This is a genomic window from Streptococcus sp. FDAARGOS_522, from assembly GCF_003812445.1.
GTDB classification, from domain to species: Bacteria; Bacillota; Bacilli; order Lactobacillales; family Streptococcaceae; genus Streptococcus; species Streptococcus agalactiae.
Window position 1 is genome coordinate 1,185,001 of sequence record NZ_CP033808.1, and the last position, 14,300, is coordinate 1,199,300.

Annotated in this window: 11 protein-coding genes, 1 tRNA gene and 2 rRNA genes (1 of these 14 running past the window's edge); 2 read left to right on the forward strand and 12 right to left on the reverse strand. The window is 38.9% G+C overall.

Going from position 1 to position 14,300, the window contains the following annotated elements:
• The 6 genes from EGX70_RS05945 to EGX70_RS05970 all read right to left on the reverse strand — a co-directional run.
• Positions 1–1,215 (reverse strand): 23S ribosomal RNA (locus EGX70_RS05945); it reaches 1,685 nt to the left of the window's first position.
• Positions 1,216–1,366: 151 nt separating this feature from the next.
• A tRNA-Ala gene (locus EGX70_RS05950) sits at positions 1,367–1,439 on the reverse strand.
• Between the two features lie 53 nt (positions 1,440–1,492).
• Positions 1,493–3,040 (reverse strand): 16S ribosomal RNA (locus EGX70_RS05955).
• The 16S and 23S rRNA genes sit together here with 1 tRNA gene alongside, the layout of an rRNA operon.
• A gap of 323 nt (positions 3,041–3,363) precedes the next feature.
• Positions 3,364–3,918 carry a ribosome-associated translation inhibitor RaiA gene (gene raiA / locus EGX70_RS05960; RefSeq protein WP_000599094.1) on the reverse strand — a complete coding sequence of 185 codons (555 nt, stop codon included), beginning with the start codon at positions 3,916–3,918 and terminating at the stop codon, positions 3,364–3,366.
• Positions 3,919–3,994: 76 nt separating this feature from the next.
• Positions 3,995–4,660, reverse strand: coding sequence for a ComF family protein (locus EGX70_RS05965; RefSeq protein ID WP_000128297.1), 666 nt, complete (start codon positions 4,658–4,660; stop codon positions 3,995–3,997).
• Complete coding sequence (locus EGX70_RS05970) at positions 4,660–5,949, reverse strand: DEAD/DEAH box helicase (protein WP_000432961.1); 1,290 nt, start codon at positions 5,947–5,949, stop codon at positions 4,660–4,662. The genes EGX70_RS05965 and EGX70_RS05970 overlap by 1 nt, the downstream gene beginning before the upstream one ends.
• A gap of 55 nt (positions 5,950–6,004) precedes the next feature.
• Here EGX70_RS05970 and EGX70_RS05975 point away from each other — a divergent pair, with 55 nt between their 5' ends.
• Entirely contained in the window at positions 6,005–6,649 is a 645-nt protein-coding gene (locus EGX70_RS05975) for a YigZ family protein (RefSeq protein ID WP_001108147.1), read from the forward strand.
• A 90-nt stretch (positions 6,650–6,739) separates the two neighbouring features.
• Entirely contained in the window at positions 6,740–7,666 is a 927-nt protein-coding gene (cysK, locus tag EGX70_RS05980) for a cysteine synthase A (protein WP_000036948.1), read from the forward strand.
• A gap of 151 nt (positions 7,667–7,817) precedes the next feature.
• Here the strand turns inward: cysK and EGX70_RS05985 are convergent, their stop codons facing one another.
• From EGX70_RS05985 to EGX70_RS06010, 6 genes are all read right to left on the reverse strand, one after another.
• Positions 7,818–8,906 carry a glycerol dehydrogenase gene (locus EGX70_RS05985; RefSeq protein WP_000862118.1) on the reverse strand — a complete coding sequence of 363 codons (1,089 nt, stop codon included), beginning with the start codon at positions 8,904–8,906 and terminating at the stop codon, positions 7,818–7,820.
• A gap of 67 nt (positions 8,907–8,973) precedes the next feature.
• On the reverse strand, positions 8,974–9,642 hold the full coding sequence (locus EGX70_RS05990; RefSeq protein WP_000394891.1) for a fructose-6-phosphate aldolase: 669 nt from the start codon (positions 9,640–9,642) through the stop codon (positions 8,974–8,976).
• Positions 9,643–9,651: 9 nt separating this feature from the next.
• The gene (locus tag EGX70_RS05995) at positions 9,652–12,108 is read right to left on the reverse strand and encodes a glycyl radical protein (protein ID WP_000166134.1); all 2,457 of its coding nucleotides are present in this window, start codon (positions 12,106–12,108) and stop codon (positions 9,652–9,654) included.
• Between the two features lie 180 nt (positions 12,109–12,288).
• Positions 12,289–13,590: a PTS sugar transporter subunit IIC gene (locus tag EGX70_RS06000; protein ID WP_000032676.1), complete on the reverse strand. Its 1,302-nt coding sequence runs from the start codon at positions 13,588–13,590 to the stop codon at positions 12,289–12,291.
• A gap of 1 nt (position 13,591) precedes the next feature.
• Positions 13,592–13,912: a PTS sugar transporter subunit IIB gene (locus tag EGX70_RS06005; RefSeq protein ID WP_000590363.1), complete on the reverse strand. Its 321-nt coding sequence runs from the start codon at positions 13,910–13,912 to the stop codon at positions 13,592–13,594.
• A 16-nt stretch (positions 13,913–13,928) separates the two neighbouring features.
• Entirely contained in the window at positions 13,929–14,252 is a 324-nt protein-coding gene (locus EGX70_RS06010; RefSeq protein WP_000402898.1) for a PTS lactose/cellobiose transporter subunit IIA, read from the reverse strand.
• Between the last annotated feature and the right edge of the window lie 48 nt (positions 14,253–14,300).

Consider the following 14,300-nt stretch of genomic DNA (forward strand, 5'->3'; position numbering starts at 1 on the left):
CATGACACTTTTGTGTCATCCACAGCTTCGGTAATATGTTTTAGCCCCGGTACATTTCGGCGCAGGGTCACTCGACTAGTGAGCTATTACGCACTCTTTGAATGAATAGCTGCTTCTAAGCTAACATCCTAGTTGTCTGTGCAACCCCACATCCTTTTCCACTTAACATATATTTTGGGACCTTAGCTGGTGGTCTGGGCTGTTTCCCTTTCGACTACGGATCTTAGCACTCGCAGTCTGACTGCCGATTATATCTCGTTGGCATTCGGAGTTTATCTGAGATTGGTAATCCGGGATGGACCCCTCACCCAAACAGTGCTCTACCTCCAAGAGACTTAACATCGACGCTAGCCCTAAAGCTATTTCGGAGAGAACCAGCTATCTCCAAGTTCGTTTGGAATTTCTCCGCTACCCACAAGTCATCCAAGCACTTTTCAACGTGCCCTGGTTCGGTCCTCCAGTGAGTTTTACCTCACCTTCAACCTGCTCATGGGTAGGTCACATGGTTTCGGGTCTACAACATGATACTATGACGCCCTATTAAGACTCGGTTTCCCTACGGCTCCGTCTCTTCAACTTAACCTCGCATCATATCGTAACTCGCCGGTTCATTCTACAAAAGGCACGCTCTCACCCATTAACGGGCTCGAACTTGTTGTAGGCACACGGTTTCAGGTTCTATTTCACTCCCCTCCCGGGGTGCTTTTCACCTTTCCCTCACGGTACTGGTTCACTATCGGTCACTAGAGAGTATTTAGGGTTGGGAGATGGTCCTCCCAGATTCCGACGAGATTTCGCGTGTCTCGCCGTACTCAGGATACTGCTAAGGTTAATCTATCATTTTAAATACGAGGCTGTTACTCTCTTTGGCTTACCTTCCCAGGTAATTCTTCTATAATGATTAATCCTATATCGCAGTCCTACAACCCCGAAGTGTAAACACTTCGGTTTGCCCTCCTGCCGTTTCGCTCGCCGCTACTAAGGCAATCGCTTTGCTTTCTCTTCCTGCAGCTACTTAGATGTTTCAGTTCACTGCGTCTTCCTTCTCATATCCTTAACAGATATGGATACTAGTCATTAACTAGTGGGTTCCCCCATTCGGACATCTCTGGATCAGCGCTTACTTACAGCTCCCCAAAGCATTTCGTCGTTAGTCACGTCCTTCTTCGGCTTCTAGTGCCAAGGCATCCACCGTGCGCCCTTATTAACTTAACCTTATTAACCTAGTTTCTTTAAAACTAGAAACTCATTAAATATTCACAGCGTTTCGGTTTATTTCTTGTTACTTTCTACAATCTATTTCTAGATCGTGGAATTTGATATAGATATTCAATTTTCAATGAACAATTTGAACCTTTCGATTCAATGGAGCCTAGCGGGATCGAACCGCTGACCTCCTGCGTGCAAAGCAGGCGCTCTCCCAGCTGAGCTAAGGCCCCACAAGACCTCTCAAACTAAACAAGACGCAAATGGCAGGTTTCCTTATCCTTAGAAAGGAGGTGATCCAGCCGCACCTTCCGATACGGCTACCTTGTTACGACTTCACCCCAATCATCTATCCCACCTTAGGCGGCTGGCTCCTAAAAGGTTACCTCACCGACTTCGGGTGTTACAAACTCTCGTGGTGTGACGGGCGGTGTGTACAAGGCCCGGGAACGTATTCACCGCGGCGTGCTGATCCGCGATTACTAGCGATTCCGACTTCATGTAGGCGAGTTGCAGCCTACAATCCGAACTGAGATTGGCTTTAAGAGATTAGCTTGCCGTCACCGGCTTGCGACTCGTTGTACCAACCATTGTAGCACGTGTGTAGCCCAGGTCATAAGGGGCATGATGATTTGACGTCATCCCCACCTTCCTCCGGTTTATTACCGGCAGTCTCGCTAGAGTGCCCAACTTAATGATGGCAACTAACAATAGGGGTTGCGCTCGTTGCGGGACTTAACCCAACATCTCACGACACGAGCTGACGACAACCATGCACCACCTGTCACTTCTGCTCCGAAGAGAAAGCCTATCTCTAGGCCGGTCAGAAGGATGTCAAGACCTGGTAAGGTTCTTCGCGTTGCTTCGAATTAAACCACATGCTCCACCGCTTGTGCGGGCCCCCGTCAATTCCTTTGAGTTTCAACCTTGCGGTCGTACTCCCCAGGCGGAGTGCTTAATGCGTTAGCTGCGGCACTAAGCCCCGGAAAGGGCCTAACACCTAGCACTCATCGTTTACGGCGTGGACTACCAGGGTATCTAATCCTGTTTGCTCCCCACGCTTTCGAGCCTCAGCGTCAGTTACAGACCAGAGAGCCGCTTTCGCCACCGGTGTTCCTCCATATATCTACGCATTTCACCGCTACACATGGAATTCCACTCTCCCCTTCTGCACTCAAGTCCTCCAGTTTCCAAAGCGTACAATGGTTAAGCCACTGCCTTTAACTTCAGACTTAAAGAACCGCCTGCGCTCGCTTTACGCCCAATAAATCCGGACAACGCTCGGGACCTACGTATTACCGCGGCTGCTGGCACGTAGTTAGCCGTCCCTTTCTGGTTAGTTACCGTCACTTGGTAGATTTTCCACTCCTACCAACGTTCTTCTCTAACAACAGAGCTTTACGATCCGAAACCTTCTTCACTCACGCGGCGTTGCTCGGTCAGACTTCCGTCCATTGCCGAAGATTCCCTACTGCTGCCTCCCGTAGGAGTCTGGGCCGTGTCTCAGTCCCAGTGTGGCCGATCACCCTCTCAGGTCGGCTATGTATCGTCGCCTTGGTGAGCCTTTACCTCACCAACTAGCTAATACAACGCAGGTCCATCTCACAGTGAAGCAATTGCTCCTTTTAAATAACTAACATGTGTTAATTACTCTTATGCGGTATTAGCTATCGTTTCCAATAGTTATCCCCCGCTATGAGGCAGGTTACCTACGCGTTACTCACCCGTTCGCAACTCATCAGTCTAGTGTAAACACCAAACCTCAGCGTTCTACTTGCATGTATTAGGCACGCCGCCAGCGTTCGTCCTGAGCCAGGATCAAACTCTCATTAAAAGTTTGAGCTTTGCTCTTTTCTGTCTCGCTGACAGATTTATTGTTTTTTTGTCATTGACGGATTTACAATGTAAATCCACCCTGCACATTCGTTCGTCTTGTTCAGTTTTCAAAGGTCTTTGCCTCTCTTGAGACAACTTCTATATTCTAGCAAACTTATTCTGCTTTGTCAACTACTTTTTTTAAGTTGTTTATAAAATGATAATACAATATTAGGTTCGCTTAAGAACTCATTTAGTATACTATAATTTTTTATTTGTTGTCAATAGGTTTTAAAAAAATCTCAGAGAAAACCCTGAGATTTTTTAAATTATGTTACAAAGTTAATTTCCTTTAGCTTCAATTAAACCTAGTTCGCCATCTTCACGCTTGTAAAGGACATTTGTCGTATTATCTTCTGCATCTGTATAGATAAAGAAATCATGACCTAAAAGTTCCATTTGCAACAATGCTTCCTCAACATCCATTGGTTTTAGATTAACATTCTTAGTACGTACAATTCTTTGGCTCACTGCTTCTTCATCTGGCTCAGCCTCAAATTCTGTTGTGAAAACTTGACTTGCTGGAATCTTTTCACGATATTTTTTCGCAATTTTAGTTTTATTTTTACGAATTTGACGCTCAATTTTATCAACAACTAAGTCAATTGACCCATACATATCTTGTGAAACATCTTCTGCTCGTAAAGTAATAGAATCTATTAAGATTGTTACTTCAACTTTTGCGGTCTTCTCTCTGTATACTTTGAGGTTGACTCTAGTATCTAATTCTTGTGCTTCATTAAAGTATTTTTCAACTTTAGAGAGTTTGGTCTCAACATACTCACGAATAGCTTCTGTTACTTCGATGTTTTCACCACGAATACTGTATTTAATCATATGAGTACCTCTTTCTTGCGTTGTTAACGCTTTCTATACTCTTATTATAACCGCTTTCATGAAAATTTGCAAGATTTTAGCGTGCTAATGAAAAACTTTTTATATTTTTTATACCTTTTTCTTCTAATAGTTTCCTGATTTGTGCTATTGTTGCGCCTGTTGTATAAATATCATCAACAATTAAAAGGTTGTCCCCTAACTCAGCCTCATTTTTTAATGTAAATTGCTGAACTTGTTTGAGTCTTTCTTCTTTATTATTAGCCGATTGCTTACCTCCATCTTTTTTAGAAAGAATATTTTTGTAAGGTATATTTGCCGATTGTAGAAAAGCAATCACTTGATTAAATTGCCTATTTTGGTATCCTTCATGACTCAAGGGAACTGGCACTATAGTGTAGCCCTTATACTTTTTTAGAGCAGCTTTTATTTCTTTTGTAAAAACATCTTTCAACAAATAATCCCCTTGAAATTTAAAAAGAGAAAAATATTTTTTCATTGCTTCATTGTATCTATAAAGGGAAAAATGATTTACCTCTATACCTTTTTTACCCCAATAAATACAATCTTGACATTGTTTTTGGGGAATTTGCTTGCAACATGTTTGGCAACCCATCTCCCTACTAAGTGCTTCAAAACTACCCTTGCACGTTTGACAAATTACGTTTTGCTTTGGTTTTAGAAGCATAAGTTCCACAAAAGTTAATTGCGATAAATCTATTTCATGACATAACAAACAAGTCATTAAAATCCTCCTATATGATTCATGTTTTTAATCTCCTTTATAGCTTGGTGCATCGATTTACTTTTCCCATCATGAAGGAAGTAAAGGAGCCCTTCGGGCCTTTCTAATGCTCTTCCAACTCTTCCTGAAATTTGTACCAAGGAACTTTTCGTAAACAAATGATGATTTGCTTGTATAACAAAAACGTCGACGCTAGGGAAAGTTACTCCTCTCTCTAGAATGGTAGTTGACACTAGGATAGACAATTTGTTATCTCGAAAATCTTGCACTAACTTTAACCTAGATGTGCTCTTACTTGAAACAAAACCAATTTTTTCCATAGGAAAGGCTTGTCTTAAAATTTCGGTGAATACTTGACCTTCTGAAATATGGGGGAAAAATAATAACAAAGGATATCTCGTTTGTCGCTGTTTATTTATCAACTGATATAATTTGGGAGGTAGTTTTTGTGTCTGCAAGCTTTTCTGGATACCACTTACCCAAACCATCTCGGGTATCACTAACGGATTGGCATGAAATCTCCTAGCTAGATGCAATTTTTTTAGTTCTTTTCTTGCAACTTTTCTTTCTAACTCAGTCGTTGAAGTTGCAGTCAGAAAAATACTTGTTCCGTTTTCCTTTAAGGCCTGTTTTACACCCTGGTATAGTATCGGGTTGTCGACATACGGAAAAGCATCAACTTCATCAACAATTAGCAAATCAAAAGCATGATAAAATTTTAACAATTGATGTGTTGTGGCAATAGTTAAAGGGGATCTCTGATAAGAAGGAGATTCTCCATGCATTAATGTTATGGCACATCTAAAATCGTTTGAAAGTCGCTTATACAATTCTAAACAAACATCAATTCTAGGACTGGCAATACAAACGCTTCCTCCAGTATCAATTACTTTGGCGACAGAGTGGTATATCATTTCTGTTTTACCAGCCCCTGTCACAGCATGAACAAGAAGATTTTCCTTACTTGAAATACCTTTCAACAACTCTTCTGAAACCTCATTTTGATAAGGTGTCAGTTCCCCTTTCCATTTTAAAGAATTCGTTTTAGAAAATGTTTTTTGTGGGAAATAATATAAATTTTCATTACTAGTAACTCTTCCAAAAACTATACATTCTCTACAATAATAATTTCCAGTTGGTAATTGGCAATTTTTAGCAACAGAACTAGAGCATCGGGTACAAATATAGTCGCTTCCTTTCTTTATAAAAGATGGCAAGCTAATTGCAATTTTTCTAAGTTGCTCAGATAATTGTGCTTTTGTCCAAAGCCTACCTAAATAATTTTCCATATTATTTCATTCGGATTTTTTTGCTAAATTTGAAGAATTTTTGTAGAATTTCTCTATGAACTATAAAACGATAAAATCAGACGGAATTGTCGAAGAAGAAATTAAAAAATCGCGATTTATTTGTCATCTAAAGCGAGTAGAGTCCGAAGAGGAGGGGCGTAATTATATTACGCAAATCAAGAAAGCGCACTACAAAGCCAATCATTCGTGTTCAGCTATGGTTATTGGCGAAAAAGGGGATATAAAACGATCTAGTGATGATGGAGAACCTAGTGGTACAGCAGGTATCCCTATGCTAACCGTACTTGAAAAGCAAGGCCTGACAAATGTTGTTGCCGTCGTTACACGGTATTTTGGAGGTATCAAATTAGGCGCAGGGGGGCTTATTCGTGCCTACTCTGGTAGCGTAGCTAATACCATCAAAGAGATCGGGGTAGTAGAAGTTAAAGAACAAATTGGTATTCGTATTCAATTAACTTATCCTCAATATCAAACTTTTGACAACTTCCTAAAAGAGCACCACCTTCAGGAGTTTGAAACAGAATTTTTAGAAGCTGTAACCTGTAAAATATACGTTGACCCTAAGGAATTTGAACACACAATAACTAATTTGACAGAGTTCTACCAAGGAAAAGCTTTGTTAACTGAAGAAGGGAGTCAAATTGTTGAAATTCCCTTTAAGGCTGAAACCGATAAATAATAGCTATCACTTGATAAAGAATTGATATTTTACTTTAATCAATGTGAGTTTTATAATATTCTTAACCAATATCATGAAGAGGTATAGCTTATGTCAAAAATTTATAATTCTATTACAGACTTAATCGGAAATACACCCATTATTCAATTACATCATATTGTTCCAGAAGGAGCTGCAGAGGTGTACGTTAAGTTAGAATCCTTTAACCCAGGTTCATCTGTCAAAGATCGTATCGCTCTAGCTATGATTGAAGATGCAGAGCAAAAAGGGATTCTTAAAGCCGGAGATACAATCGTAGAACCTACATCTGGTAATACAGGTATCGGTTTGGCTTGGGTAGGAAAAGCTAAAGGGTATAATGTTATTATTGTTATGCCAGAAACCATGTCAATTGAACGTCGTAAAATCATTCAAGCCTATGGTGCTCAATTAGTACTAACACCTGGTAGTGAAGGGATGAAGGGAGCTATTGCTAAGGCAAAAGAAATTTCTGCAGAGCAAAATGCTTGGCTACCCCTGCAATTTAATAATCAAGCCAATCCAGAAATCCACGAAAAAACGACTGGTAGGGAAATTATCGAGACTTTTGGTGAAAAAGGTTTAGATGCTTTTATCGCAGGTGTGGGAACTGGTGGGACAATTACTGGTGTCTCTCGTGCATTAAAAAAAGTCAATCCTGATGTCGCTATTTATGCTGTAGAAGCTGATGAATCTGCAATCCTTTCTGGTGAGCAACCTGGGCCTCATAAAATACAAGGGATTTCTGCAGGTTTCATTCCAGAAACATTGGCTACAGATTCTTATGATCATATCATTCGCGTTACATCTGACGATGCTATTGAAACAGGACGTATCATCGGCGGACTAGAAGGTTTCCTCGCAGGAATTTCTGCTTCAGCTGCTATTTATGCTGCTATTGAAGTGGCCAAACAACTAGGAAAAGGGAAAAAGGTTTTAGCTCTTCTCCCTGATAATGGCGAACGTTACTTATCAACAAGCCTGTATGATTTTGAATAACTTTAATCTTCAGTAAACGATAACTAAAAAAGATTAGATATGTTGTCTGATCTTTTTTAGTTTATATCTCTTTAAATACTAGTAAGCCCTATTTAGTTAAAATATTAAAACGACAAATAGAACCAAGCAATTTCACTTGGTTCTATTGTTTTTATTGATGATTTGAAACATAACGGTCAACCGTTAACAGGGCTGCAGCGACATCCTCTGCACTAATTTTGAATGGCATTTCATGTATTGTTTCACCTTCAATTGTTGCTTGCTGACCAACTTTTAAAAGTTCTTCATATGTTGCATCACCCAAATGGAGTTCTGCAAGTGTAGTTGGCATTCCAATCGCTTGGTAAAGATTAATGTAGCGATCAATTTCTTCCTTTGGTCTATTTTCGAGGAAAAGTTGCGTCAACGTTCCATAGGCAACTTTTTCACCATGGGTTAAGTGATGAATATCTCCACTCAAGGCAGTAAAACCATTATGAATAGCATGAGCTGCAGCTAATCCTGCACTTTCAAAACCTAAACCACTAAGTAAGGTATTAGCTTCAATAACATTTTCTAAAGCTTTTGTAACCACTTTGGCATCACAAGCCGCTAAAGCTTGTAAACTATCATTAAATAAAGTACGCTCACATGCTTGGGCAATTGCCACGCCCGCTAAAGTCTGTCTACCGCCAGCCATCGCTATCCCATTTTTTTGTAAGACTGCTCTCGCTTCAACCCAAGTAGCTAAGCCATCTGCTATCCCAGAAGCTAGTAAACGTTTTGGCGCTTGGGCAATTACTTGAGTATCAACTAAAACTAAGTCTGGATTCTTTGAATAAAAAATATATTTTTCAAAAGCTCCTTCATCTGTATAGATTACTGATAACGCTGATGTTGGGGCATCTGTTGAAGCTACTGTTGGTGCAATGACCACTGGTAAATTAACTTTATCTGCAATTGCCTTTGCAGAGTCAATAGTTTTTCCACCACCAAGTCCAATAATAAGGTCACTATTCTTTTCTTTCGCAACAGCAACGACACGATTGATTTCATTATCAGATGCTTCTCCGTTAAAGGAAACACGATGTGGTAACAAATCGTCTTGTAGATAAGATAAAAACCTTTCTCCAACGATATTATAAACAACATCATCACAAAGGATAAGTGGAGTCTGACCTAAAGATTTGATATGTTCAATACTTTGGAATAAAGCATCCTTTCCTTGTATATAGCGCGATGGACTTGCGAAAACTTTCATTCTCAACCTCTTTCTTCTTTAAAAAATTTTATGTTAAAGATACAGCCTCAAAAGTTGGCGTTCTCTGTTAAATATGTTCTGAGTGTTGACTGGCTTTCCAATCATCTGCAAAGTCGTTAACAGCTTTTGCAATAGATGGCATCGCAAAGACTGATTCAAAAATATCTGGTCCCGCGGTGATTGATTGAGCACCCTGTGATAAGGCCTTCGTTACTTGTGAAGCGTTTTTAAAACTAGCTGCTAAAATTTTGCTAGAAGAACCTGTCCGCTCTATTGCTTGCGCTAATTCCTTAATAACTTGTGTCGCATCAATATCAAGGTTCTCCATTCGGTTAAAGTAAGGTGCTAGGTAGTCTGCTCCAGCTGATATAGCCAAAAGACCTTGCATACTGGTGTATATTGCTGTGGCTGTAATATTATAACCTTCTGCTTTTAACGTTTTAATTGCTGCTAATCCATCTGGCGTAACTGGGACTTTGATATAAATGTCATCGTCCGTTTCTTGGCGTATTTTAGCAGCATCATCCAATATTCCTTGATAATCTTTGGCCACTACTTGAACATGCAAACTTGCTTCACGTCCAATAATTTCTCGAACATCACGAATGCGTTGGAAAAAATGTATATCTCCTTCTTTCTTAGCAATGGTGGGATTTGAAGTTACACCTGCTAGTGGCAGTATATGATGCCATTTTTTTATAGCTTCTAAATTTAAAGTGTCAAGTAAAAATTCCATAATAATCTCCTAAAGAGCATGTTCTGTACGTGCAATAATATCATCTTGAGTTGCCTTAGATAGGACATTAAAGAATGCAGAATAACCTGCTACACGCACAATCAAATCGCGGTGTTTTTCAGGGTGCTTCTGAGCATCAATCAAAGTCTCACGTGAGACAACATTATACTGGATATGGTAACCATGAAGGCGATTGAAGAATGTTCTAAGTAAGGCAATTAATTTTTGTTTATCTTCTTCTTTTGCCAAGGTTTGAGGGTTGACTTTTTGGTTAAGGAGTACACCGCCGACAATCTCATCAGTTGGTAACTTCGAAACTGATTTCAAAACAGAGGTAGGTCCCTTTTTGTCCATATTATGAGATGGTGAACAACCTTCAGCTAATGGAGTTCCTGCATGCCTACCATCTGGAGTTGCTAAAGTACCTCGTCCTTGGCCTACATTTGCTGAAATAGAGGACGTTCCTGAATAGCGAATACCACCGATTGGTCCACGTCCATAGCGTGTGTTGGGATATTTAGCAATTTCTTCAACATAAACATCATAACACTCACGTACTAAACTATCCGCGTAGTCATCATCATTTCCATATTTTGGTGCTTCATTGATCAACATTTGACGAATTTCTTCACCACGCGGACCTGCGTAATCACTCTGCAATGCTTGCCATACTTCTAATGTGGTTAGGCGTTTTTCTTCAAATACTAATTTTTTAAGCGCAGCAAGTGAGTCTGAAAGATTAGCGATTCCAACTTGTAGACCAGATATGTAGTCATATACTGCACCACCTTCTTTTAAGTGCTTACCTCGTCCAATACAATCATCAGTTAAAGCTGAACAAAGAATATCAGGTACTTCTCTTTCGAGACTAATATCAATAGCATTTTCAACAATAACGCTCATTCGAGTTAAGTAACGAAGTGTTTTGTCCCAAGCTTCTTTAAGTTCTTTATATGAGGTCATCTGGGTGAAATGCCCATAAGAAGGCGCAAATCTCTTCCCAGAAGCCGGGTCAATACCGTCATTCATTGTAATTAATAACACTTTAGGGAAGTTGATATAGCTCATGCCGGTACAACGATAACCCCATTTCCCAGGAACTGCTGTTTCGACACAACCAATCGCTGAATAATCATAGGCATCTTCTTCGGAAACTCCTTTTTTAATAAATGATGGAATAATAATTTCATCATTATTAAAAGCTGGCATACCAAAGCCTAATTTCATAACTTCAATAGCTTCATTCATGAATGACTTGTCTAGGTTAGCATGATAACGAACCGTTAGATTAGGCTGTGGTAAGTGTGTCTGAGCGACTGATTTTAGTACTAGAAATGATAAAGGATTAACAGCATCTTCCTTATGTCGTGTTTGTCCTCCAATCGTTACATTTTGGTAAAGAGGACTACCAGCAGACGAAAACGTATGAGCTTGGCTACGAACCTTATTAATAGTTATTGTTTTAATCCATAGGTTAGTTAGGCGCTCAACGATCGAATCCTCAGTCTCACGTCCAGCTTCTAAGTCAGATTTAACATATGGATACATGTATTGATCAAAGCGTCCATAAGATAGAGAATGACCGTTTGATTCTATTTGAAGAATACACTGAATAAACCAAACCGATTGAACGGCTTCTGCAAACGTTTCAGCTGGGTAATAGGGCACTCGTTCACAAATACTAGCGATATCTAACAATTCCTGACGTCTCTTAGCATTTGCTGTTTTAGCTTGTTTTTTTGCTAGGATAGCAAAACGCTCTGCATAGGTTTTAACAGCTTCTATTGTAATTAAAATAGAATCATAGAAATGATATTTGTCAATACTCTCAGGCTTTGTTAAATCTAAGTCAGCTTTAGCTTTTCTTGCTTTTTTTTCAAAGCCAATAAGCCCTTCTTCTAGTAACTTCTGATAGTTGACAGCTAAGTGAGCATCCCCAGAATTCATCTTACCTTCCATCCCAAAGAAGCCTGTCTCCATATAAACTTGAACTTCTTCTGGAAGCATAACGCCCGCACGAGCCCGTAAATTATTATTTTCCCAGAAAGGTGCAATATTTCTAATTTGTTCTTTGGTTTCTTCTGTAATGTAAAAGACATCACCATCTCGTTTTTCAAAAAGGTCTAGTTCATTTACAACAAATTCTAGAGTGTATTCTGGAAAAATAGGAGCATCTTTATCAGATGAAGCTTGGTTACCGACAATCATTGTCTCATCGTCAATATAGATTGTCATTTTTTCCAAAATATTTTGCAACATGTAAGCTCTCTTTAAAACATTAGGTTTTTCCTGATGCTTTTGATAGGCTTCAGTTACCAAGATAGCACGTTCTGCATCTATGAATGGTTTCTTATCAAGAACCTTATCGCGATAAGAATACATGCGCTCTGTCAAATAGCCAAAATGCTTTTGAGAATTTTGTTGAACATCATTTGTATATTTTTGAGTGAGTAATTGTTTGGTCATAACAGCCTCCGCTTGTTTCTTTCGAAACTAAAAAGTTTTTCTTCGTAAATATAATAGCACCTAAATCCTAAAATAACAAGAAGAAAATAAAGAATAGAATGCTACATCTAAAGTTGCACAAATGTGCATTTTTAGAAAAAGGTTAAGGTGCATTACACACCTCAACCTCTTATCTGCTAGCTATCCCCTTTCCATTTCACATTCATTTTTGTAAGTAATATTATCTTGGATTTTAAAGAATGGGAAGTAAACAGCAGTTGAGATAGCTAAAATGACTATTTGGACGAGTGCACCTTGCCAACCACCTACCATGAATCCAGAAATAATTGCTGGAGTACTCCATGGTAAAGTAACACCTGAGAATGGTTGCATAAAACCAACCGCAATAGCTCCATAAACAATTAAAGCTGCCAAAACTGGTACTAAAATAAAAGGCAGAAACATCACAGGATTCATTACGATTGGAAAGCCAAAGACGATTGGCTCGTTAACATTGAAAATTGCGGGAAAAGCGGCCACTTTCCCAAGTGCCTTGTATTGTTTTGATTTTGCTGCAAAAAGCATCGCAATAACTAGTCCAAAAGTTATTCCTGAGCCCGATAAAATCAAGAAACTATCCAAAAACTGCTGTGTTACAATGTGAGCGCCATTATCTAATGTTAAGCGATTTGCTGCTAATAAAGACTTATTGGCATCTAAATTGGATAGTAACAAAGCAGTCACAATACCATTCACCACAGATTGGCCATGGACACCAAACCACCATAAGAATGAAATAAAGAAAGCAATCCCAATTGCTCCATAAAGTGAGCCTGTTAAGCCTTGCAACGGTACTTGAATGATATCATAAATCATCTCAATAAAGGTACCTCCAGTTGTTACCTTAGCAATCAAATAAACAATCATCGATAAAAGAAAGATAACAAAAGCTGGAATCATAGCTTCAAATTGTTTTGCTATTGCCTGTGGTACTTGCTCTGGCATTTTTATAACAATATGATGTTGGATAAACCATGTATAGATAGCACCAACTACTAAGCCAATAATAATTGCTCCAATAATCCCCTGACCGCCAAACCAAACCTTAGAAATAGCATCCGCTATTGCTTCTCCTTTTACAGGAATATAAGATGATTTCATTAAAATAAAGAAAGACGAAAGTGATAAAACGCCAGCAGGTAACGGTTCTACACTACTATTTTTAGCATAAGCATAAGCAATTGCAAAACAGGAAATCAAGCCCATAATCGCAAAAGTTCCTGAATAAACTTGCATAAATGGTTCTGTCCATTCTGGTCCAAAAACATTAGCTATGGCTTGATTAAGACCTTTAAATGGAAGCTGCCCTAATATTAAAAAGAGACTCCCAACAACTGTTAGTGGTAGAATTGCTAGCATGCCATCTTTGAGTGCAATAATCCCTCGCATATTGACAAACTTCATAATCGGAGTAATTATTTTCTGACTATCAAACTTTGACATATCAAGCCTCTTTTCTTGTTTCCAATAAACTCAAAGCAAGTTTCAAAACTTTTACACCATCCAACATACCATAATCTGCCATTGGAATAACTGCTATCGGTACACCGTATTCATCACAGATTGATTTTGATTTATCTAGAGTATAGCTAACTTGTGGACCAAGTAATGCAACATCTAAATCTTTAGCATAATCTGCAATTTTTCCTTGTGAATAAGCTTCAATATGTGCCTCTATCCCTTCTTTATCCGCTGCGATTTTCATATTGTTTACTAACATACCTGTTGAAAAACCTGCTGCACAGAATAAACCAATTTTTATCATATTTGATCCCCTTTACTTATTTTTGAATATGTAATTCCTGGCGTAAATCAATAATTTCTTTAATCAAGTTAATCTCAGTAATACTTGTCATCAAATGATCCTGAGAATGAATAAAGAGTGCTGAGATATCTGTCCTTGTCCCTCCTGCTTCTTGTGCAAGGAATTGTGTTTGAAGATTATGAGCTTCTAGGAGTGCACTATCTGCTAGTTCTATTTCAATCTTACTTTCTGCAAAATTTCCTTCTTTTGCAAGTTTTAAGGCTTGATAGATATGTTGTTTAGCATCCCCAGCATTCAAAATGAGCCCCATAATAATTTGGTCTGCGACTATGATTTCCATAAGCACCTCCGCTTTAATGATTTTTTATAAGTTTAAACTTTCTTACAA